Source organism: Mycobacterium sp. IS-1590 (assembly GCF_001500025.1).
In the GTDB taxonomy this organism is placed as follows: Bacteria; Actinomycetota; Actinomycetes; order Mycobacteriales; family Mycobacteriaceae; genus Mycobacterium.
Map to the genome: position 1 here is coordinate 55,644 of NZ_LQIW01000049.1, position 21,814 is coordinate 77,457.

The following is a 21,814-nucleotide window of genomic DNA, read 5'->3' on the forward strand; positions in this document are numbered from 1 at the left end:
GCTCGATGGGGCGGTCGTTCACCGAACTCGTCGCCGAGGCGGCCGCCCTACCCGTCGACGGCTGGGACTTCTCCTGGCTCGACGGCCGCGCCACCGAAGACCGGCCGTCGTGGGGTTTCCAGCGCCTACTCAGCCGACGGCTGGGCGAGGTGTCGGCGGCGCTGGACCTCTACACCGGCGGGGGAGAGGTGCTCGCCGGGGTGGACAAGTTCCCGCCGACGATGGCGGCCACCGAATCGTGGCCACCCAACGCGGCCAAGGCGACCCGTCTGCTTCATCCCCGCGGCGTCGTGGTGCTGCAGACCAATGGCGAGCCCCCCTTGCCGTTCGCCGACAATGCATTCGATCTGGTGAGCAGTCGCCACCCCATCGCCGTCTGGTGGACCGAGATCGCCCGGGTACTGCGGCCCGGCGGAACGTATCTCGCCCAGCATCCGGGCCCGGCAACCGCTCTCGAACTCATCGAAGCCGTCATGGGGCCGATGCCGGATTTGGGCGCGCACATGGAGCCCTCGGTTCAGGCCGCGCACGCGCAGGCGGCCGGTCTGCAGGTCGTCGACCTACGCCTGGAAAAGCTCACTGCGGAGTATTACGACATCGGCGCGGTCGTCTACTTTTTGCGCAAGCTGATCTGGACGGTGCCTGACTTCACGGTGGAGCCGTACCTGACACGCCTTCGCGCAGTCCACGAACACATTGAAGCGCACGGCCGGTTCGTCACCCATCCCACCCGGGTCCTCGTCGAGGCCCGAAAACCGGTGTAGTCCCCGAGAATTCAGCGGGCCGGGAGGGCTGCTGTTTCGCCCACTCGATGTAGCGATCGATCCCCTCCCAGATCTTCACCTCCGGAGCGAAGCCGATCCGCCGCGCGAATTCGATGGATGCCGGGAAGCGCGTCACCTCCCCGGGGCGTGGGGGCCCGTTGACCACCCTTGTTCCGAACCTTTCGGCGATGTAGTCGGCGATGTCGCGTACACGCGTGTTCACACCGCTCGCGACGTTGATGGCACGGCCCGCCAAGTCGTGCGTGTTCAACACCAGCCGGTATGCGTTCACCACATCGCTGACGTGGAGATAATCCCTGGTGGCACTTCCGTCTCCGAAGATCACGAGGTCTTCGCCCGTCAACGCCTTGCGCACGAGAATGGGGATGAGTGCCCCGTACGCGCCGCTCTTCTGGCGTTCGCCGAAGATGTTGAACGGCCGGACGATGGTGATGTCCATGCCGAAGGACCGGTAGTAGGAGTACGCGAGACGATCGGCGGCGGCCTTCGAGGCCGCATACGGGCTGTTCGGCTTCAGTTCGGCGGTTTCGTCCAGCAAGCTGCCCGGGCTCAGGCGATGTCCGTCGCCGTACACCTCGCATGTCGACGCGAGTATGAGCCGTGCCCCGTATTGGCGGGCGGCCTCCAAAACGTTCTGCGTCCCCACCACATTGGTGTCGACGAAGCTCCGCGGATCGCTGAGCGACTTGTCGACGTTGACGTTGGCCGCCAGGTGAAAGATCACCTGGTGATCGCGCGCCGTCTTGCTGACCAGCTCCCAGTCGGTGACCGAGCCGAACACGATGTCGGCTCGGTCATCGTTCGCGATCGCGCCCAGATTTTGCTTCCCGGTCACCGAGAAAGTGTTGAGAACGGTCACGCGGTGCCCGGCTGCGAGGAGGGCTTCGCTGAGGTGGCTCCCTTGGAAGCCGGCGCCGCCGGTAACGAGGATCCTCACCGTAAAGTGCTCCCGTCTCACAACATATGCCGCATTATGATTACCACCCTGTGCCCCTGGCGGTATGCGAAAAGGATGCATCGAATGTGCGACGTCGCCGCGGAGTTTCGGGCACAGATCGAGGCGTGGTGCACCCACCCCGCCCTGACCGAACTGGTCGACATGTTCGGCGGGAGCATCCCGCGAGGCCTCACGCTGAGCGCACGGCTCGCATTCCTCGACGAGTTCAGCGCGGTGTGGGACTACCGGGCCAAAGCGCGGCAGCAGAACGGCGCCCGGCTCCACAACCAGGATGCGGGCGGGGCGGTTCGGTGGCTCATCCCTCGTCTCGACCTGCCCGCTGAACAGCTCGAGCGGATCGAGAACTTGGCGGACAAGCTGGGACTCATCGCCGAGTTACGGCCGCAGGGAACCGAGTTCGATCACCTCATCGTCATCGGCGGCGGGCGGTACACGAACCTGCTCCGCACTCGCTACGCGGCTGAGATGGCGGCGAGCTGCCGAGTCGGCCATGTCGTCCTGGCCGCGGCGTCTCGACGCCTGCTGGAGTCCGAAGCCGACGCCGTCGCCGCGTGCGCGCCGGGCGCCGGTACCGAGTTCGAGTTGATGGTCGCCGCTGCGCGCGACGTCTTCGGTCTCGACGTCGACGATGTTTACGACCACGTGCAGCGTCGGGTCGACCGCGTGCAGTCCAACGAGACGGTGTGGCGCTTTCCCCCTGACAGCAACGAATTCGGAGTTCCGGTCATGCTGCTCGAGACGCCGTCGCCGGATCCCGAACGCCGCCGGGCGAATTCGGCTGACACGTATACGTTCGCCGCACAGACCGCCGGCATGCGCGGCGCGTCGTGTCTGATGGTGACGGGTCAGCCGTTGGTGCCCTACCTACACTTCGAGGCACTACGAACATTGGCGTTGCGGTACGACATCCGTTTGCAGTCAGCGGGTTTCGGTGTGCACGAGTACAACCGGCTCAGCGCGACGGACCAGCAGCATCCGGCCAAGCTGCTTCAGGAGGTGCGTTCGACGATCCGGTCTGCGCGCGCCTTGGACGATCAGCTCAGACGATGATCGCGCACGGCGACGACGGCGGGAACGTGCCCGACACCGGGCGCGGACGGCCCGAAGGCGTCCACGGCTCGAGGCCCATGTTCGCCAGGTGGCGCACGGGGTTGACGTGCTCGCCGTCGACGCGGACCTCGAAATGCAGGAAACCATCGACAGATTCGGCCTGCGCTTGCAGGACGCCTATTTGCGCGCCCGCGTCGACCCGGGAACCCAGGTCGATCCGGCGATCGTCACCGGGCCTGAAGACGTAGCAGCTCTCACTGTCCGCCCCCGCGATCGTCACCGATTGCAGCCCTTCGTCATCGAGGCCCACGACGCGGCTGACGATGCCCGACATCGCGGCGTAAACCGGGGTTCCCGGTGCCGCCGCGAAGTCGACGCCGGGGTGGAAGCCCGTGGCGCGGCGGCCGTAGCCCGACGCGATTGCCAGCCGGTCGCGATCGATGGGCACCCGGGCGCCGGGTTCGGCGGGGTCGAAGTCACCTCGTGCCCGCCGCCGGTAATCGGAGCGAAGGAGGTCGAGCTCGTCGTAGGCGTACCCGAACAGCAGGGCGCGGTCGTAGGGCACGCCGTAGTTCAACTCGGAGTGGGGATCGAGCTTTTGGTAGTGCTCGACCTTGGCGATCCGCTCGGCCAGCGTCGACCACCCGGTGTGCAGCAGGCGTACGTCGGGGGCTACCCCGATGTCACCGTGTTCGGTGATGTTGGCCGGCCAGTGCGGGTTGTGGATCTCGCGCGTCCCGGCGCGCAGACCGGGACGCCAGCGCCAGAACGGTCCGCGCATCGATTCGGCCGTGCCCATCAGCGGGATCATGTCCGGGTAGTCCGGGTCGTCCCAGCTGGGGATCATCGGACACATCAGCGCCGCGACATCGTCGGGGACGTCGGCAAGCATCGCCGGGATATCGATGTCGGTGTGGACCACCTGATCGGAGTCGATCATGAATATCCAGTCGGGCCGGCAGAAGTCGGCCATGCGGTAGAGCAGTTCAAGCCCCGGCGGTTCGGGGATCAGCCACGGGGTCTGCGGGAGATCGGAGCGGGCGTGCACGACGTTGGTGACCGCGGGATGGTTGTGCAGGATCTGCGCGGTTGCGTCGGTGCTGCGGTCGTCGACCGCGTAGACGTCGTCGCACCAGCCGGCCAGGGCGTCGAGCACCCGCGGCAGCACTTCCTCGCCGTTGTGCACGCGGAACATCGCCAGCACCCGCATCATCGCCTACTTCCGCTGACCTGCGGTTCGGCGGTGTGGCATACCGGCGCGGAGAGCATCGCCGAGAGCATAACGATGATCATGTCCGTACCGCGGTCAGTTGCGGGGGTGTCGCCTGCAAGGGACCGCCGAGCGGTTCAAACGCGCGTGCCACCGCGCCGGCGCTGGTGGCCAGTGGAGCGGGCGACGGGAATCGAACCCGCGTAGCTAGTTTGGAAGACTAGGGCTCTACCATTGAGCTACGCCCGCATGTACAGCAAGACCAGATCGTACCGGCGGCAGCCAAATCAAATCCAATTGAAGGCTTCGCGTGTCCAGCCCGTAGTATCTCGCGTGGTCGTTCCGTGTTTTGCGGACGGCCCGCGCGGGCGCAGCGCTCAAGCGCCGGCGCGACGAGCAGAGCACGGGGTGTAGCGCAGCTTGGTAGCGCATCCGCTTTGGGAGCGGAAGGCCGCAGGTTCAAATCCTGTCACCCCGACTGCGACACCGACGACACCAGAAACAATGAGGAGCAAGATCGTGAAGAGCACCGTCGAGAAGTTGAGCCCCACCCGGGTGCGCATCAACGTGGAGGTGCCCTTCACCGAGCTCGAACCCGACTTCGACCGCGCGTTCGCGCAGTTGGCCAAGCAGGTCCGGCTCCCCGGTTTCCGTCCCGGCAAGGCGCCGCGCAAACTGCTCGAGGCCCGCGTCGGCCGCGAAGCGATGCTCGACCAGGTCGTCAGCGAGGCCCTGCCCAACCGCTACAGCGAGGCCGTCACCAGCTCCGAGGTGCAGCCGTTGGGCCAGCCGGAGATCGAGATCACCAACAAGGAGTACGGCCAGGACCTCACCTTCACCGCCGAGGTCGACGTCCGCCCGGAGATCGAGCTTCCCGACCTATCGGCGTTGACCCTGACCGTCGACGCCATCGAGGTGACCGACGAGGAGGTCGACGCCGAACTGCAGTCGCTGCGCGCGCGCTTCGGCACGCTCACGGGCGTGGAGCGCGGCGCCGAGAACGGCGACTTCGTCTCCATCGACCTGTCGGCCACCGTGGACGGGCAGGAGCTGCCCGAGGCCGCCACCGAGGGGCTGTCGCACGAGGTCGGTTCGGGTCAGCTGATCGACGGTCTCGACGAGGCGATCGTCGGCCTCAAGGAGGGGGAGACCCGCGTCTTCACCACCAAGCTGGCCGCCGGTGAGCACGCCGGCAAGGACGCGCAGGTGACCGTCACCGTCAAGTCGGTCAAGGAACGCGAGCTGCCCGAGCCTGACGACGAATTCGCCCAACTGGCAAGCGAATTCGACACCATCGACGAGCTCAAGGAGTCGCTCGTCGAGCAGGTGCGCCGGGTCAAGCGGGTGCAGCAGGCCGAGAAGATCCGCGACAAGGTGCTCGAGACGCTGCTCGAGCAGGTCGAGGTGCCGCTGCCGGAGAAGGTGGTGCAGGCCCAGGTCGACGACGCGTTGCACAACGCCATCCACGGGTTGGACCACGACGAGGCGCGTCTGGCCGAGGCGCTCGAAGCCCAGGGCAGCAGCCGCGAGCAGTTCGACGCCGACAACCGCACCAACGCGGAGAAAGCGGTCAAGACGCAGCTGCTGGTCGACGCGATCGCCGACAAGCTCGACGTCCAGGTCGGCCAGAACGACATCAGCGAGCGCCTGATGCTGATGTCGCAGCAATACGGCCTGCAGCCGCAGCAGTTGATCCAGTCGCTGCAGCAGAACAACCAGCTGCCCGCCCTATTCGCCGACGTGCGTCGCGGGCTGGCGCTGGCCGCTGTCGTCGAGGCCGCCACCGTCACCGACTCCGACGGCAACGTGATCGACACCACGGAGTTCTTCGGCCGCGCCGACGCGCAGACCGAGGATGCTGCCGACGAGGCCTCGGAGGCCGCCGAGCCCGAAGCGGACGAAGAGTCGGCCGACGCGAAGTGACGCTGTGAGCGAACGCGGCCCGTCTAGGGACTGCACGCCCGCGCGGGTTGGTTAGTGTCGGTGAGTATCAAGCTCTTGAAGAAAGCAGGTATCCAGTCGTGACCCACATGCGTGGCGCCTCGCAAGGCCTCAACCTTGTCGACTCGGTCTATGAGCGCTTGCTGGCGGAGCGGATCATCTTCCTGGGCTCGCAGGTCGATGACGACATCGCCAACAAGCTCTGCGCGCAGATTCTGCTGCTGTCGGCCGAGGATCCCACCAAGGACATCCACCTCTACATCAACTCGCCCGGCGGCTCCATCAGCGCCGGCATGGCGGTCTACGACACCATGGTGCTGGCCCCGTGCGACGTCGCCACCTACGCCATGGGTATGGCCGCCTCGATGGGCGAGTTCCTGCTCGCGGCGGGCACCAAGGGTAAGCGCTACGCCCTGCCGCACGCCCGGATCCTGATGCACCAGCCGCTGGGCGGTATCACCGGCGGCGCGGCCGACATCGCGATTCAGGCCGAGCAGTTCGCGGTGATCAAGAAGGAGATGTTCCGGTTGAACGCCGAGTTCACCGGGCAGCCCATCGAGCGGATCGAAGCGGACTCCGACCGCGACCGTTGGTTCACCGCGCAGGAGGCCCTCGAGTACGGCTTCGTCGACCACATCATCACCAGCGCGAGCGTCAACGGCTCAGGACCAGGAGCAGGACTAGACAAATGACCGATCACACCGACGCTCGCCTTACGCCCCAGGCTCGCTACATCCTGCCGTCGTTCATCGAGCACTCCAGCTTCGGCGTCAAGGAGTCCAATCCGTACAACAAGCTGTTCGAGGAACGCATCATCTTCCTCGGTGTGCAGGTCGACGACGCCTCGGCGAACGACATCATGGCCCAGTTGCTGGTGCTGGAGTCGCTCGACCCCGACCGCGACATCACGATGTACATCAACTCGCCGGGCGGCTCGTTCACCTCGCTGATGGCGATTTACGACACCATGCAGTACGTGCGCGCCGACATTCAGACGGTGTGCCTGGGCCAGGCCGCTTCGGCCGCCGCGGTGTTGCTGGCCGCGGGAACCCCCGGAAAGCGGATGGCGTTGCCCAACGCTCGTGTGCTGATTCACCAGCCCGCGCTGTCCGGTGTCATCCAAGGCCAGTTCTCCGATCTCGAGATCCAGGCCAAGGAGATCGAGCGGATGCGCACGCTGATGGAGGTGACGCTGGCCAACCACACCGGCAATACCCCCGAGCAGATCCGCAAGGACACCGACCGCGACAAGATCCTCACCGCCGAAGAGGCCAAGGAATACGGCGTCATCGACACCGTCCTGGAGTACCGCAAGCTGTCGGCTCAAACCGCCTGATCTCAGTCCCGCCGCGCAAACGCCGTGCTCGTGTGCGGTTGGCGTGGCACGCTGTTCGTCTGCATCGCCGGACGGCCAGGGGAGGATTGCGATGACGGTTGGGACGCGAGCGGGTTTTGCGATGACCGCGTGGGCGGCGACGGCCGCGGTGTGCGCTCTGGCGCAGATCACCTCACCGGCGGTGAGCCGGGCTCAGGAGCCGGCCTGTCCCGCCGGGACGTACTGGGACATGTACACCGATCAATGCGTCCCCAATGACGTGAACGTCTATCTCAATCCCGCTCCGGTCGTCGGGCCCGCGGGCCCCGTCGGTGTCGGAGGAGTGGTGGGCCCCGCGGGACCGGGTCCGGTCGGGCCGGGACCGGCGGGGCCGGGTCCCGCCGGCCCCGGGCGCCGATAGCCTGACTCAGATCGGCGGCGTGCACCGCGCCGATTAACGGGTACTTTGGGTGCCGACGCCCTCTCGGTCCGGTCACGGCGACGACACGCCAATGACACGGCGGCGCGTTCGCTGGGGTCCGAGGGTGATCAGACGATATGTTGGCGCGAACACAGATGAATACCACTGGCGCGATTCGGCTTTATCGGTCGCCTCGCGCGGGAACAAACGGGTAGCGTCGGGTTCACCAAACCGAGGCAACCACAGAGAAGAAGCTTCATCGGCTGCGAGGAAAGTAGGGCCCCACCACCATGGCGCGCATTGGAGACGGCGGTGACCTGCTGAAGTGTTCGTTCTGCGGCAAGAGTCAAAAGCAGGTCAAGAAACTCATCGCCGGTCCGGGCGTCTATATCTGCGACGAGTGCATTGATCTCTGCAACGAGATCATCGAGGAGGAGCTCGCCGACGCCGACGACGTGAAGCTCGACGAGTTGCCAAAGCCCGCGGAGATCCGCGAATTCCTCGAGGGTTACGTCATCGGACAGGACACCGCCAAGCGCACTCTGGCGGTCGCCGTCTACAACCATTACAAGCGCATTCAGGCGGGGGAGAAGACCCGGGATTCGCGCTCCGAGCCCGTGGAACTGGCCAAGTCCAACATTTTGATGCTCGGCCCGACCGGCTGCGGTAAGACCTACCTGGCGCAGACGTTGGCCAAGATGCTCAACGTGCCGTTCGCGATCGCCGACGCCACCGCGCTGACCGAAGCCGGATACGTGGGCGAGGACGTCGAGAACATTCTGCTCAAGCTGATCCAAGCGGCCGACTACGACGTCAAGCGCGCCGAGACCGGCATCATCTACATCGACGAGGTCGACAAGATCGCCCGCAAGAGCGAGAACCCGTCGATCACCCGTGACGTCTCCGGCGAAGGTGTCCAGCAGGCGCTGCTGAAGATCCTGGAGGGCACGCAGGCGTCGGTGCCTCCGCAGGGCGGCCGCAAGCATCCCCACCAGGAGTTCATCCAGATCGACACCACGAACGTGTTGTTCATCGTGGCGGGGGCGTTCGCGGGCCTGGAGAAGATCGTCTCCGACCGCGTCGGCAAGCGGGGCCTGGGCTTCGGCGCCGAGGTGCACTCGAAGGCCGACATCGACACCGCCGACCACTTCGCCGAGGTCATGCCCGAGGATCTGATCAAGTTCGGGTTGATCCCGGAGTTCATCGGCCGCCTGCCGGTCGTGGCGTCGGTGACGAATCTGGACAAGGACTCCCTTGTGCAGATTCTGTCCAAGCCCAAGAACGCGTTGGTGAAGCAGTACACGCGCCTGTTCGAGATGGACGGCGTCGAACTCGAGTTCACCGACGAGGCGCTGGAGGCGATCGCCGATCAGGCCATCCATCGCGGCACCGGTGCTCGCGGTCTGCGCGCCATCATGGAGGAAGTCCTGCTGCCGGTGATGTACGACATCCCCAGTCGCGACGACGTCGCCAAGGTGGTCGTCACCAAGGAGACCGTGCAGGACAACGTGCTGCCGACCATCGTGCCGCGTAAGCCGACACGCCCCGAGCGTCGCGACAAGTCCGCCTGACGACGATCAAGCGGCGAGGGACGAGCCGCGTTGAGGAGTCGGGCAATCAGACCCGCCTGACGACGATCAAGCGGCGAGGGTCGAGCCGCGTTGAGGAGTCGGGCAATCAGACCCGCCTGACGACGATCAAGCGGCGAGGGACGAGCCGCGTTGAGAAGGACCGGCCCGCGCGGGGGAGAGTCGGATGATCCGCGGCTGAGAGTCATCGCGATCACGTAGCCGCGCGTGGTCCTCCGATCGGGGGACCACGGATTCCACCCGGTAATCGTCTGATCCGCCGAAGCAGTGTCCGCGCCGGCGCTGTGACCATCGTCGACATGGTTGCAATTGCAGCGCCCGCCCCTGCTGCGTCCCCGTCGATGCGACGCATCTCGATGGCCAGCTATGTCGGCTCGGCCATCGAGTTCTACGACTTCTTCATCTACGGCACCGCGGCCGCGCTGGTGTTCCCGACGGTGTTCTTTCCCGATCTGGGTCATGTCATGGCGACGACGGCCGCGCTGGGCGCGTTCGCGGCGGCATTTCTGGCGCGTCCGGTGGGCGCGGCGGTGTTCGGCCACTTCGGTGACCGGATCGGCCGCAAGCAGACGTTGGTGATGACGCTGCTGCTGATGGGCATCGCCACCGTCGGCGTCGGCCTGATCCCGAGCACCGCGTCGATCGGCATCGCGGCACCGCTGCTGCTCATCACCATGCGACTGATCCAAGGCTTCGCGGTCGGCGGTGAGTGGGCCGGGGCGGTACTGCTCAGCGCGGAGAATGCACCGGCGCACCGCCGCGGCTTCTACGGCATGTTCACCCAGCTCGGACTCGGTACCGCGGTGGTGCTGGCCAACGTGGTGTTCCTGCTGGTGCACTTCGGCTTCGGCTCGCACAACGACGCGTTCCTGCAGTGGGGGTGGCGCATCCCGTTCCTGCTGTCGGCGGTTCTGATTGGGACGGCGCTCTACATCCGGTTGCACGTGGCGGACTCGCCGGCGCTGGACGAGGAACCCGCCGAGCCGGTCACCCCGATCTTGGCGCTGTTGCGACGTCAGGGCCGCCAGATGCTGCTCGCGTCGGGCGTCGCCGTGTGTGCTCCGATGCTCGTCTTCCAGGCCAGCACCTTCTTCACGCATTACGCCACGGACCACTTGGGCTATTCGACGAACTTCGTGCTTCTCGTCGGTGTGATCGGCGGATTGTGCGAGGTGCTGTTCGTGATAGCGGCGGCCGCGCTCAGCGACACCTACGGGCGCAAGCGCGTGGCGGCCGTCGGGTTCGCCGTCGCGGTGCCGTGGTCGTTCGCGCTGTTTCCGTTGGTGCAGAACGGAAGTCGACTGGTGTTCGGCGTAGCGATCGTGGCGACCTACGCGCTGATCGGCGTGTGCATGGGGCCGCTGGCGGCCTTCCTGCCGGAGATCTTCGCACCGCAGTACCGCTACACCGGCGCAGCGCTGGCCCACACGTTCGGTGCCGTCATCGGCGGCGCGCTGCCGCCGGTGATCTCGCCGACCCTCCTCAACTCGTTCGGTGGATGGGCCGTGGCGGTGATGATGGGCTCGCTGGCGGCGGTGAGCCTGATCAGCACCGCCAAGCTGCCCGAGACCGCGGGATCGCGGCTGTCGAGGTCAGTGCACGACGCGGTCGGGACGGGTGTAGACGTTCATCGACCGCCCCCGCAGGAAGGCCACCAGCGTCAGCCCGGACTGGCTGGCCAGGTCGACGGCCAGCGACGACGGCGCTGACACCGCCGCGAGTACCGGAATCCCCGCCATCACCGCCTTCTGTGTCAGCTCGAACGACGCGCGCCCGCTGACCAGCAGCACGGTTCCCGTCAGCGGAATGCGGTCCTGCTCGACCGCCCAGCCGATGACCTTGTCGACGGCGTTGTGCCGGCCGACGTCTTCGCGCACGGCCAGCGTCGTGCCGTCTGAGGCGAACAGCGCAGCGCCGTGCAGGCCGCCGGTGCTGGCGAACACCTTCTGCGCCTTGCGCAGCCGTGCCGGCAGCTGCGACAGCGTCTGCGCGGTGATGGTCGTCGGATCGTCGCCTGGGCCGTGACGGCTGCTCAACTGCACCGCCTCCAGCGACGCCTTGCCGCAGACCCCACACGACGATGTGGTGTAGAAGTTGCGCGTGACATCGACATCGGGCGGCGCGACATGCGGAGCCAGCGTCACGTCGAGGACGTTGTAGGTGTTCTGGGAAAAACCGGCGTCGTCGACGCCCGTGCCCTTGCAGTAGCGCGCCGTGAGCACGTCGTCGCGTCCGCCGATGACACCCTCGGTGAGCAGAAAACCCTGCGCGAGTTCGACGTCGGAGCCCGGAGTGCGCATCGTCACCGTGATGGGCGCGCCGTTGACGCGGATCTCCATCGGCTCCTCGACGACGAGGGTCTCCGGCCGGCCCACCGCGGAGTCCATGGTCACGTGCTGTGCCCGTCGCCTGGCTGTGACCCGACCCATGACTCCACCCTAGAGCGAACCGACGTCGATAACGTTTCCGTGCTGTTCATAACCGGGACCCGCGCGCGGCGCGGCGCGATCGCCCATCGGACGGCACAATGTATGCGTGCACAACGAACTCCAACCGCACCGCCGCACGCCGGTCTGGCGTGATCCGCTGTCGGCCGGTTTCCGCGCGCACCGCCACCTGCTGTTACTGCGCCTGCGCTGGCACGAACGCCGCGGTGAGTCCGCGTCCACCCGGCACTGACAACGGGACGACCAGCATCGACGATGGGGTGCTAGCTACCGGCTACTGAACGGTAACTATTTCCTTAGGATTTTTGTCTCGTAGACGTGACGAACAACACAGTTATGTCTCACGGCGGGGATCGGCACATCGGCTGAGCAGTGTGTTCGACCCTTCGAAGGCGGCACGCCGCGGGCGAGTCCGGTGAAGGGCCGCCTAAGAAAAGTGCAATAATCGGTACTGGTAGTGACATCAAAAATTTTGGTGGACGTCCACCGACGGCGCGTCGACTCGACTGTGACTCGGAGGACGTCCCCACGCAGTGTGGAAGGCAGGCCTCGTGGCAGCGAACGACAACGCGGTCAGTCCGGGGAGTGCGAGTCCTCGACAGAAGCTCGAGAAGGTCGTCATCCGCTTCGCAGGCGACTCCGGCGACGGTATGCAGCTCACCGGTGACCGGTTCACCTCCGAAGCCGCCCTGTTCGGCAACGACCTTGCCACGCAACCGAATTACCCCGCCGAGATCCGTGCGCCGCAGGGCACCCTGCCCGGTGTGTCGTCGTTCCAGATCCAGATTGCCGACTACGACATCCTCACCGCGGGCGATCGTCCCGACGTGCTCGTCGCGATGAACCCCGCGGCGCTAAAGGCCAACGTCTCCGACCTGCCCCGCGGTGGATTGATCATCGCCAACTCCGACGAGTTCACCAAGCGCAACCTCGCCAAGGTCGGCTACGAAGCCAACCCCCTGGAGACCGACGAGCTGTCCGACTACGTCGTGCAGGCCGTGCCGATGACAACGCTGACGCTGGGCGCGGTCGAGCCCATCGGCGCGTCCAAGAAGGACGGCCAGCGCGCGAAGAACATGTTCGCGCTCGGCCTCCTGTCGTGGATGTACGGCCGCGAGCTCAAGCACAGCGAGGCGTTCATCCGCGAGAAGTTCGCGCGCAAGCCCGACGTCGCCGAGGCCAACGTGCTCGCGCTCAAGGCCGGGTGGAACTACGGCGAGACCACCGAGGCCTTCGCCAGCACCTACGAGGTCGCACCCGCAAAGCTCAAAACCGGTGAGTACCGCCAGATTTCCGGTAACACCGCGCTGGCCTACGGAATCGTCACCGCCGGTCAACTCGCCGACCTGCAGGTGGTGCTGGGCACCTACCCGATCACCCCGGCGTCGGACATCCTGCACGAGCTGTCCAAGCACAAGAACTTCAACGTGCTGACCTTCCAGGCCGAGGACGAGATCGCCGGCATCGGCGCGGCCATCGGCGCGTCCTACGGCGGCGCCCTGGGCGTCACCAGCACGTCCGGTCCTGGCATCTCGCTGAAGTCCGAGGCGATCGGTCTGGCGGTGATGACGGAACTGCCGCTGATCATCATCGACGTGCAGCGCGGTGGGCCGTCCACCGGTCTGCCCACCAAGACCGAGCAGGCCGACCTGCTGCAGGTGATGTACGGCCGCAACGGCGAGTCGCCGGTTGCGGTGGTCGCACCGCGCTCGCCGTCGGACTGCTTCGACGTGGCCGTGGAGGCCGCCCGCATCGCGGTCAACTACCACACGCCGGTGGTCATCCTCTCCGACGGTGCGATCGCCAACGGCTCTGAGCCGTGGCGGATTCCGGACGTCAGCGGCTACCCGCGCATCGAGCACACGTTCGCCAAGTCCGGCGAGCCGTTCCAGCCGTACGCCCGCGACCCCGAGACCCTGGCCCGGCAGTTCGCGATCCCCGGTACGCCGGGCCTCGAGCATCGGATCGGCGGCCTCGAAGCGGCCAACGGTTCCGGAAACATCTCCTATGAGCCCAAGAACCACGACCTGATGGTCCGGCTGCGGCAGGCCAAGGTCGACGGCATCGCGGTGCCCGATCTCGAGGTCGACGACCCGACCGGTGACGCGGATCTGCTGATGCTCGGCTGGGGTTCGAGCTTCGGGCCGATCGGTGAGGCGTGCCGGCGGGCGCGTCGCAAGGGCATCAAGGTCGCCCAGGCGCACCTGCGCAACCTCAACCCGTTCCCGGCCAACCTCGGTGAGGTGCTGCGCCGGTATCCGACCGTCGTGTGCCCGGAGATGAACCTCGGCCAACTCGCTCTGCTGCTGCGGGGCAAGTACCTGGTCGACGTCCAGTCGGTCACCAAGGTGGAAGGCATGGCCTTCCTGGCCGACGAAGTCGAGGGCATCATTGATGCGGCGCTGGACGGAACGTTGGGCGAGAAGGAAAGTGACAAAGTGAAGTTCGCACGACTGGCGGCGGCCACCGTCGAAGTCGGCGTGAGCGGTGTGGGAGCGAACGTATGACCGACCTGATCGGAGCAGATCTCGGGTTGACCGCAGGCACCAGCCGGGTGCCGACGACCGATCAACCGCAGAAGTCCAAGGACTTCACCAGCGACCAGGAGGTCCGCTGGTGCCCCGGCTGCGGTGACTACGTCATCCTCAACACCATCCGCAACTTCCTGCCCGAGTTGGGGTTGCGCCGCGAGAACATCGCGTTCGTCAGCGGTATCGGCTGCTCGAGTCGCTTCCCGTACTACCTGGAGACCTACGGGTTCCACTCGATCCACGGCCGTGCCCCGACGATCGCGACCGGCCTGGCCCTGGCCCGCGAGGATCTGTCGGTGTGGGTCGTCACCGGAGACGGCGACGCGCTGTCGATCGGTGGCAACCACCTGATCCATGCGCTGCGCCGCAACATCAACATCACGATCCTGCTGTTCAACAACCGGATCTACGGGCTGACCAAGGGCCAGTACTCCCCGACGTCGGAGGTCGGCAAGGTCACCAAGTCCACCCCGATGGGCTCGCTGGACTACCCGTTCAACCCGGTGTCGCTGGCGCTCGGCGCCGACGCGACGTTCGTCGGCCGTGCACTGGACTCCGACCGCAAGGGATTGTCCGAGGTGCTACGGGCGGCCGCCGCCCACCGCGGTGCGGCCCTGGTCGAGATTCTGCAGGACTGCCCGATCTTCAACGACGGCTCGTTCGACGCCCTGCGCAAGGAAGGCGCCGAGGAGCGGCTGATCAACCTCACCCACGGCGAGCCGGTCACGTTCGGCGCCGACGGCGAGTACTGCGTGGTGAAGTCCGGCTACGGGCTCGAGATCGCCAAGACCGCCGACGTGTCGGCCGACGAGATCGTCGTCCACGACGCCAACCTCGAGGACCCGGCCTACGCGTTCGCGTTGTCGCGACTGTCGGACCAGAGCCTCGAGCACATGGTGATGGGCATCTTCCGTCAGGTGAGCAAGCCGACCTACGATGACGCCGCCCGCCAGCAGATCGCCGCGGCCCGCACCGAGAAGGCGCACGACACGGCCGCACTTCAGTCGCTGCTTCGGGGCAAAGACACCTGGACTGTCGACTAACGTCACGGTCATGACGACCACCGTTCCGCTGGCCGGAATCATCCTGGCGGGCGGGGCTTCCCGCCGCATGGGCCGTGACAAGGCCACGTTGCCGTATGAGGGCACCACGCTTGTCGAGCGGATGGTGAGTATCTTGGCGCCGCGGTGCGCGCCGATCTTCGTCATCGCCGCCCCGGGACAGGCGCTACCCGCGCTCGACGCCGAGGTTCTGCGCGACGAGGTGCTCGGCGTCGGCCCGCTGTTGGCGACCGGCCGGGGGCTGCGGGCGGCCGCCGAGGCCGGATCCGAACTCGCATTCGTGTCCGCGGTGGACACCCCGCTGTTGACCGTCGAGCTGCTCGACACGTTGGTCGCCCCCGCGGTCCGCGTCGGAGCGGATGTGGTGTTGCCCTGGGACGGCCGCGACCATTACCTCGCGGGTGTCTACCGCACCGCGCTGGCCGACCGAGTGGACGCATTGATCGCCGCGGGGGAGCGCAGCATGCGCGCGCTGGTCGACCGGGTCGACACCCAGCGGATCGTGATGCCCGAACAGCGTGCGCTGACCAACATCAACACCGCCGCCGATCTGGCCGCCGTCCGCGACGCGCAAATCGCCTAGCAAATTCACTGCCTGAAATAGGTCCAATTTGCGATCGTGCGAATTGAATTCTTGCCAGTGAATTAGTTCGCATTCTTCCGTGATAAAGCGCACCAACGCGTCGATGAGTGCGCAGTGGGTAAAGCGCCGCGCTGTGATAGCGGTTGTGCGGATACGCTTGACTCCCAGCATCTTTCGGCGACAGCAGCCGCAGCGGTGCACGAATTCTGCCTCCACGGAGCCTGATTCGGTGCCCGAAGCCGTCCAATGGGCGGCTGCAACGGTTGGGCCTGACGTCGCGAAAATAAGCGACGCGCCGGGCGGCGCGAGTCCGCATGCGCGGATCGGCCGGCCGTGATGCGCTGAATGCGGTCGACCTCACCGGCCAAAGGTCCCGTGCCGCAACTGATTCCTCGATGAGCTGCCGACGGCTGCCGCGGACCTGCATATCCAGCCGCGTTCGGAAGTTCTCGTGATGTTGCTGACGCGCAAGGCGTTTCGACTGTCGAACTGCCCGGCGGGCCAGCGAAGTCGCGCCTGGATGGGGTCCGCGGGCGGGACTGGTGGGGTCGTTTCCGTCGACGACGCTGCGGTTTTCGCGGCCGAGGCCGGCCGAGACCGTCTGGAGCCGTGTTCCAGCTCACAAATTGGTCGTGAGATGGCTCACGAGAACGCACACCCACACGCGTTTTACCGCGCCCGTCAAAGCGCCGTACAACCTGGGATTATGCTGAGAATACTTCGCCGTGATCGTTTCGTTATCTTGCCGCGACACGCCTTCGCTCGATATGACGGCGGCCGAACTCTTTTTGTACGGTCCCCAATGGCTCTACCCGGAGCAAACAATTTGAAACCACGAACCTGTGTGTGAGTGGGGCTGTAGGAGGCCAACGGTCTCCGGCGGCCGCCGGCGCTGAGGCCCGGCGAGGCACTTCGGCCTCTCACTGTCGCACCCGACCGAGACGGTGCGGCCCAACTCCTGGCCTGGCCGACAGGCATGCCCACCCCGTGCGCTCTGCGCGGGTGTGGTTGGCGCGCGCGTGGCGAAAGGATAGAAGTTGAAGAACATCCGCAAGACACTTGGCCTGGCGACCTTTGCCGGAGCGCTCGCGTTGGCGCCCATGGCTCTGGCCACCGGCACTGCCAATGCGGACAGCGGTGTGGACTGGGACGCCGTCGCGGCGTGCGAGTCGGGCGGCAATTGGTCCATCAACACCGGTAACGGCTACTACGGCGGCCTGCAGTTCACCATGGGCACGTGGCAATCGAACGGCGGCAGCGGTTCCCCGCACAACGCCAGCCGCGAGGAGCAGATCCGCGTTGCCGAAAACGTGCTGCAGTCGCAGGGCATCGGCGCATGGCCGACCTGCGGCGGTCGCGGCTAAGCACGCGTTTCGTCTTTCAGAGGCGGTGCCGGGTGATCCCGGCACCGCCTCTTATTTCTCAGAAGGCTCTTACGCCAATTAAGTAACGAATAAAACTTTTGACCCTCGCGTAACACGTGACGTTCATCACCCGACACACCGGATAACCGCAGCGGAGATCGAGGGGTTCTCGGATGCGGGCCTTGTGAAAACGGTCGGGGAAGGACCGCAGAGATGAACGTTCGTAGCGCAGTCAGCAAGGGCCTCTTGGCCGCGGCGATCTCCGGAGCGCTGGCGATGGTGCCGATGGCACTGTCCGAGTCGTCGTTGGCCACCGCCAACGCCGATTCGGTGAACTGGGACGCCATCGCCGAGTGCGAATCCGGCGGAAACTGGGCGACCAACACGGGCAACGGCCACTACGGAGGCCTGCAGTTCAAGCCGGCCACCTGGGCCTCCAACGGCGGTGTCGGCAACCCGGCGACCGCATCGCGGGCCGAGCAGATCCGCGTGGCCGAGAACGTCCTGCGCACCCAGGGCCTGAAGGCGTGGCCGAAGTGCGGACCGCGAGGTGCCACGCCCGCCGTGTGGACCACGCCGTCGGGTCCGTCGGCTCCGACCGCACGCACGGTGCCCGCCTCGGCGACCGGTTGCGCGGCGATGCCGTCCAGCGGCCTGTTCGGCTTCGTCAACCCCCGTCAGATGTGCACCGCGCTGCTCAACCCGATCGGGACGATCGCCGGAGCACGCTGAACTCATTGCCCTGCGGGTCGATCGCCTTGTCGGCCCAGTCGACGCTCCATTGCCAGCGGTTCGGAACGACGCGCTCGTCCTCGACGCGGACGAACTTCCAGATGAGGTCCTCCCAGCCGGACGACCCGTAGAGCCACCGCGGCGTCCCGTCGGGGCCGTCCCGCAACTCGGCGCCCACCCGCGGCGCCCACCAGGCGGCGAGCTCTTCGGGCCGGTCGCTGTCCGTACAGACGGCGAAGACGCGGGCGGGAGGGCCCGCATCGGGCTCGCCCGGGAATGCGCAGAATTCGTTGCCCTCGATATCGGCGAAGGTCGTCCACCCGGGGTGTTCGGCGAGCACGCGGGCGCCGAGGTCGAGGAGTGCCGCGATGTCGCTGACGTACAGGTCCAGGTGCACGCGGTTCTTCACCGTCTTCGGGCGGTCCTGCGGACGGAAGACCAGCAGCCGGCGCTGCGCTTCGTCGTCCAGGACCGCCGCCCAGAAGGCCGACAACGCCGGCGGGTCCGCCGCGTCGACGTGCAGGGGGCCCAGCCGCACGCTCACGCCACGAACACGTCGCGGTCGGTGGGCGGTGTGAACGCCGACCGTGCCGCCACGGCGGCCAGGTGGCGGGCCACCAGTGCTTCGGGTCCCAGCACCGTCGCACGACTGACAAGGGCGCTGAGCGCCGGCGGCAGGTTCATGACGCGCCCGATGAACCGCGATTCGCGGACCAGCGAGCGGACCCGCGGCCGGCGAAACGCCGCGAACCGCGCGAACGTCGCAGCGATGTCGTCGTCGCCATCGAGGAACCGTGCGAGGATCGCGGCGTCCTCCAGGCCCTGACAACCACCCTGCCCGAGGTGTGGGCGCATCGGATGCGCGGCGTCACCGACCGTCACGATCGGGCCCCGCGACCACTGCCGCGCCTCGTCGCGGTCGTAGAGGTCATTGCGCAGAACCGCGGCGGGATCCGTGGCGGCCAGGATCTCGGGGACGGGCGGAGCCCAGGAGGCGAACCGCTCCCGAAGGTAGGCCAGTTCACCCTGCGGCGTCGTGGTCGCCTCGGGTACGCGTTCGGTGGCGAACCAATAGGTGTGGTCCTGCCCGAGCGGTACATGGCCGAACTCGACCGCGGGCCCGAGCGTCTCGCCCGCGAGCTCGGGATCGATCGTGCAGTCGGCCACCCCGCGCCAAGCCGTATAGCCGACGTAGCGGTTGTGCAGCGGTCCGTTGAGATGACGGGCGACCACCGAATGGGTGCCGTCGGCGCCCACCACGGCCTCGGCCTCCAGCACCGCCGAGTCGGCGAGTGTGATTCGGACGCCGTCGGCGGTCACCGCCAGCGCCTCCGCCGCCACTCCGGCCCTCACCGTGCCTTCGGCGAGCGCCCCGGCCAGGATCGACGTCAACGCCGAACGGCGGATGACCACCAGAGGTTCGCCGAGAGCCTTGATGAGGCGTTGCCGTTCGGGCCGTCGCAGCCAGCTGCCGTCACGCCAGCGCGCCGCTCCTGCGGTGATCCGGCCGCCGCCCCGACGCACGGGGTCGCCGAGGCCGATGTCGTCGAGTGCGGCCAATGCGTTGGGCCAGATGCTGATTCCGGCCCCGGACGACGTGTCGGTGCGCTCCTCGACAAGCGTGATGTCGTGTCCGCGCTGTTGTAGCGCGACGGCGGTCGCCAGCCCGGCGATTCCCGCCCCGATGACTACGATCCGCTTCGGCATGCGTCGAACGTAGCGCGCCGAGCGTGGCTGAGCGGCGGGTACCGGCGCGGCCGGTCGGGGGGAGGACAGGCGGCCTTGTGCTACGAACGGGGCATGACCGCGATGGCCCTTGACGCCTCGTCCCGCGCACCTTTCGACGACCTTGACGAGTACGTTGCGATGCCCCGCGTCTCGGGGCTGGCGCTGTCGCAGGACGGAACACGGCTGGTGACCACCATCGCGCAACTCAACGACAAGAGAACCGAATACGTCAGCGCGGTCTGGGAGCTCGATTCCACCGGCACCCAACCGGCGCGCCGGCTGACGCGGGGGACCAAGGGCGAGTCGGCCCCCGCGTTCGCGGCCAACGGCGATCTGCTGTTCGTCGCAGTCCGCCCGACCGCGGACGACGACGCGCCACCCGCCGCGCTGTGGCGGCTCCCGGCGACCGGCGGTGAGGCGGCGCAGGTGCTGTCACCGCCCGGCGGCGTCGAGGCGGTGCGCACCGCCCGCGAAGCCGACGTGGCGGTGGTGCGCTCACCGTTGATGCCCTCCGCACGGACCATCGCCGAGGACCGTCGGCTTCGAGACCTGCGCAAGGACAACAAGATCACCGCGATCCTGCACACCGGCTACCCCATTCGGCACTGGGATTCCGATCTGGGGCCGGGCGAGCCGCACCTGCTCGGCGTCGCACTGACCGACGATTCCGCGTGCGGTGAAGACGTGCGCGACCTGACCGCCGCGCCGGGCGGCGCGTTGCGCGAGTCCGACTTCGACATCAGTTCCGACGGGCGGTTCCTGGTCACCACGTGGCAACGGCCCGCGCCCGGTGCGTCCCGCCATTCGGTGCTGATGCGGATCGACCTCGACAGCGGCGAACGCTCGGTGGTGGTGGAGGAGCCCGACGCGGACGTGTGGAGCCCGGCCATCTCACCGGACGGTTCGACCGTGGTCTACCTCCGTGAGACGTTCTCGACGCCGGACACACCTCCGCGAATCACGCTGGGATGCATTCGGTTTGGCGAGAACCCCCGCGTCCTCACCGGCGATTGGGACCGGTGGCCGGCATCGGCGACATGGCTGCGAGACGGCTCGGCGGTGATCGTCACCGCCGATCAGGACGGCAGGGCCCCGGTTTTCCGGGTCGACCCCGCCGACGGTGCGGTAACCCAGCTGACGTTCGACGATCACTGCTACTCCGATGTGGTTGCCGCGCCGGACGGTGTGCTGTTCGCGTTGCGAAGCTCCTACGCCGCGCCACCCCACCCGGTGCGCATCGACCCCGACGGCGGCGTCACCGAGCTTCCGTGTGCGGAGCTGCCGCCGCTGCCGGGGACGCTGACCGAGCTCGAGACGACCTCTCCTGACGGCACGCGGGTGCGTTCGTGGCTGGTGCTGCCGGCCGGCGACGGAACGGCGCCGCTGCTGTTGTGGATCCACGGCGGCCCGTTGGCCAGCTGGAACGTGTGGTCGTGGCGGTGGAATCCGTGGCTGCTGGCGGCTCGCGGGTATGCGGTACTGCTGCCCGATCCCGGGATGTCCACCGGTTACGGGCAGGACTTCATCGCGCGGGGTTGGGGCGCATGGGGCGGTGCCCCTTTCGAGGATCTGATGGCCATCACCGACGCCGCGTGCGCGCATCCCCGCATCGACGCGTCGCGTACCGCGGCGATGGGTGGGTCGTTCGGTGGCTACATGGCCAACTGGGTCGCCGGCCACACCGACAGGTTCGACGCGATCGTCACCCATGCCAGCCTCTGGGCGCTCGATCAGTTCGGCGCCACCACCGACTCGTCGTACTACTGGCTACGGGAGATGACGCGCGACATGGCGGAGGCCAACTCGCCGCATCACCACGTCGGCGAAATCCGTACGCCCATGCTGGTCATCCACGGCGACAAGGACTACCGAGTGCCGATCGGCCAGGCGCTGCGGCTCTGGTACGAGTTGCTCACCCACTCCGCGCTGCCGGCCGATGCCGACGGCGACAGCCCGCACCGGTTTCTGTATTTCCCGTCGGAGAACCACTGGGTGCTCACTCCGCAACACGCCAAGATCTGGTACCAGGTGGTGATCGGGTTCCTAGCCCGGCACGTGCTCGGTGAGGACACCGAGGTGCCCGAGACGCTCGGGTAGCG

19 protein-coding genes, 2 tRNA genes and 1 pseudogene are annotated in these 21,814 nt (G+C 67.0%); 16 read left to right on the plus strand and 6 right to left on the minus strand.

Annotation, left to right across the window (positions count from 1 at the left end; translation table 11 throughout):
• Window positions 1-5: 5 nt before the first annotated feature.
• Window positions 6-764 carry a class I SAM-dependent methyltransferase gene (locus AU197_RS22650; protein ID WP_064405964.1) on the plus strand — a complete coding sequence of 253 codons (759 nt, stop codon included), beginning with the start codon at window positions 6-8 and terminating at the stop codon, window positions 762-764.
• Here the strand turns inward: AU197_RS22650 and AU197_RS22655 are convergent.
• On the minus strand, window positions 718-1,722 hold the full coding sequence (locus AU197_RS22655) for a dTDP-glucose 4,6-dehydratase (protein WP_064405690.1): 1,005 nt from the start codon (window positions 1,720-1,722) through the stop codon (window positions 718-720). The genes AU197_RS22650 and AU197_RS22655 overlap by 47 nt on opposite strands.
• An 84-nt stretch (window positions 1,723-1,806) precedes the next feature.
• On the opposite strand from AU197_RS22655, the gene AU197_RS22660 reads away from it, so the two are divergent.
• Window positions 1,807-2,793, plus strand: coding sequence for a hypothetical protein (locus AU197_RS22660; protein WP_231745165.1), 987 nt, complete (start codon window positions 1,807-1,809; stop codon window positions 2,791-2,793).
• Here AU197_RS22660 and AU197_RS22665 read toward each other — a convergent pair.
• Together AU197_RS22665 and AU197_RS22670 are read right to left on the minus strand one after the other, a co-directional pair.
• Window positions 2,783-4,003 (minus strand): peptidoglycan DD-metalloendopeptidase family protein, encoded by a 1,221-nt coding sequence (locus AU197_RS22665; RefSeq protein ID WP_064405965.1) that lies wholly within the window; start codon window positions 4,001-4,003, stop codon window positions 2,783-2,785. The two genes, AU197_RS22660 and AU197_RS22665, sit on opposite strands and share 11 nt — an antisense overlap.
• A gap of 175 nt (window positions 4,004-4,178) precedes the next feature.
• Window positions 4,179-4,252: transfer RNA gene (locus tag AU197_RS22670), tRNA-Gly, on the minus strand.
• 155 nt (window positions 4,253-4,407) lie between these two features.
• Between AU197_RS22670 and AU197_RS22675 the strand changes: the two genes are divergently transcribed.
• The 7 genes from AU197_RS22675 (at window position 4,408) to AU197_RS22705 (ending at window position 10,978) form a co-directional block, all read left to right on the plus strand.
• Window positions 4,408-4,481, plus strand: a tRNA-Pro gene (locus tag AU197_RS22675).
• 41 nt (window positions 4,482-4,522) lie between these two features.
• Window positions 4,523-5,926, plus strand: coding sequence for a trigger factor (tig, locus tag AU197_RS22680; RefSeq protein WP_064405966.1), 1,404 nt, complete (start codon window positions 4,523-4,525; stop codon window positions 5,924-5,926).
• Window positions 5,927-5,973: 47 nt separating this feature from the next.
• Window positions 5,974-6,636 carry an ATP-dependent Clp protease proteolytic subunit gene (locus AU197_RS22685; protein WP_082696809.1) on the plus strand — a complete coding sequence of 221 codons (663 nt, stop codon included), beginning with the start codon at window positions 5,974-5,976 and terminating at the stop codon, window positions 6,634-6,636.
• Entirely contained in the window at window positions 6,633-7,280 is a 648-nt protein-coding gene (locus tag AU197_RS22690; RefSeq protein ID WP_064405694.1) for an ATP-dependent Clp protease proteolytic subunit, read from the plus strand. The genes AU197_RS22685 and AU197_RS22690 overlap by 4 nt, the downstream gene beginning before the upstream one ends.
• Before the next feature lie 91 nt (window positions 7,281-7,371).
• Window positions 7,372-7,680 (plus strand): hypothetical protein, encoded by a 309-nt coding sequence (locus AU197_RS26350; RefSeq protein WP_064405696.1) that lies wholly within the window; start codon window positions 7,372-7,374, stop codon window positions 7,678-7,680.
• A 290-nt stretch (window positions 7,681-7,970) separates the two neighbouring features.
• On the plus strand, window positions 7,971-9,251 hold the full coding sequence (clpX, locus tag AU197_RS22700; RefSeq protein ID WP_064405698.1) for an ATP-dependent Clp protease ATP-binding subunit ClpX: 1,281 nt from the start codon (window positions 7,971-7,973) through the stop codon (window positions 9,249-9,251).
• Between the two features lie 359 nt (window positions 9,252-9,610).
• Complete coding sequence (locus AU197_RS22705; protein ID WP_156434534.1) at window positions 9,611-10,978, plus strand: MFS transporter; 1,368 nt, start codon at window positions 9,611-9,613, stop codon at window positions 10,976-10,978.
• On the opposite strand, the gene fdhD is transcribed toward AU197_RS22705, so the two are convergent.
• Window positions 10,862-11,698, minus strand: coding sequence for a formate dehydrogenase accessory sulfurtransferase FdhD (fdhD, locus tag AU197_RS22710; RefSeq protein WP_064405700.1), 837 nt, complete (start codon window positions 11,696-11,698; stop codon window positions 10,862-10,864). The two genes, AU197_RS22705 and fdhD, sit on opposite strands and share 117 nt — an antisense overlap.
• 106 nt (window positions 11,699-11,804) lie before the next feature.
• On the opposite strand from fdhD, the gene AU197_RS26355 reads away from it, so the two are divergent.
• From AU197_RS26355 to AU197_RS22735, 6 genes and pseudogenes are all read left to right on the plus strand, one after another.
• Entirely contained in the window at window positions 11,805-11,948 is a 144-nt protein-coding gene (locus AU197_RS26355) for a hypothetical protein (RefSeq protein ID WP_156434529.1), read from the plus strand.
• Window positions 11,949-12,267: 319 nt separating this feature from the next.
• On the plus strand, window positions 12,268-14,223 hold the full coding sequence (locus AU197_RS22715; protein WP_064405967.1) for a 2-oxoacid:acceptor oxidoreductase subunit alpha: 1,956 nt from the start codon (window positions 12,268-12,270) through the stop codon (window positions 14,221-14,223).
• Entirely contained in the window at window positions 14,220-15,290 is a 1,071-nt protein-coding gene (locus tag AU197_RS22720; RefSeq protein ID WP_064405702.1) for a 2-oxoacid:ferredoxin oxidoreductase subunit beta, read from the plus strand. Before AU197_RS22715 ends, AU197_RS22720 begins: the two co-directional genes overlap by 4 nt.
• 10 nt (window positions 15,291-15,300) lie before the next feature.
• Entirely contained in the window at window positions 15,301-15,891 is a 591-nt protein-coding gene (gene mobA, locus AU197_RS22725) for a molybdenum cofactor guanylyltransferase (protein ID WP_064405704.1), read from the plus strand.
• 1,139 nt (window positions 15,892-17,030) lie between these two features.
• Window positions 17,031-17,255 (plus strand): annotated as a pseudogene (locus AU197_RS22730) (transglycosylase family protein); the annotation flags it as partial.
• A 213-nt stretch (window positions 17,256-17,468) separates the two neighbouring features.
• Window positions 17,469-17,987, plus strand: a complete 519-nt coding sequence (locus AU197_RS22735; protein WP_064405706.1) for a transglycosylase family protein — start codon at window positions 17,469-17,471, stop codon at window positions 17,985-17,987.
• On the opposite strand, the gene AU197_RS22740 is transcribed toward AU197_RS22735, so the two are convergent.
• Complete coding sequence (locus AU197_RS22740) at window positions 17,953-18,531, minus strand: VOC family protein (protein WP_064405708.1); 579 nt, start codon at window positions 18,529-18,531, stop codon at window positions 17,953-17,955. The genes AU197_RS22735 and AU197_RS22740 overlap by 35 nt on opposite strands.
• Window positions 18,528-19,694, minus strand: a complete 1,167-nt coding sequence (locus AU197_RS22745) for an FAD-dependent oxidoreductase (RefSeq protein ID WP_064405710.1) — start codon at window positions 19,692-19,694, stop codon at window positions 18,528-18,530. Before AU197_RS22745 ends, AU197_RS22740 begins: the two co-directional genes overlap by 4 nt.
• Window positions 19,695-19,787: 93 nt before the next feature.
• On the opposite strand from AU197_RS22745, the gene AU197_RS22750 reads away from it, so the two are divergent.
• On the plus strand, window positions 19,788-21,812 hold the full coding sequence (locus tag AU197_RS22750; protein ID WP_064405712.1) for an alpha/beta hydrolase family protein: 2,025 nt from the start codon (window positions 19,788-19,790) through the stop codon (window positions 21,810-21,812).
• Window positions 21,813-21,814 lie beyond the last annotated feature (2 nt).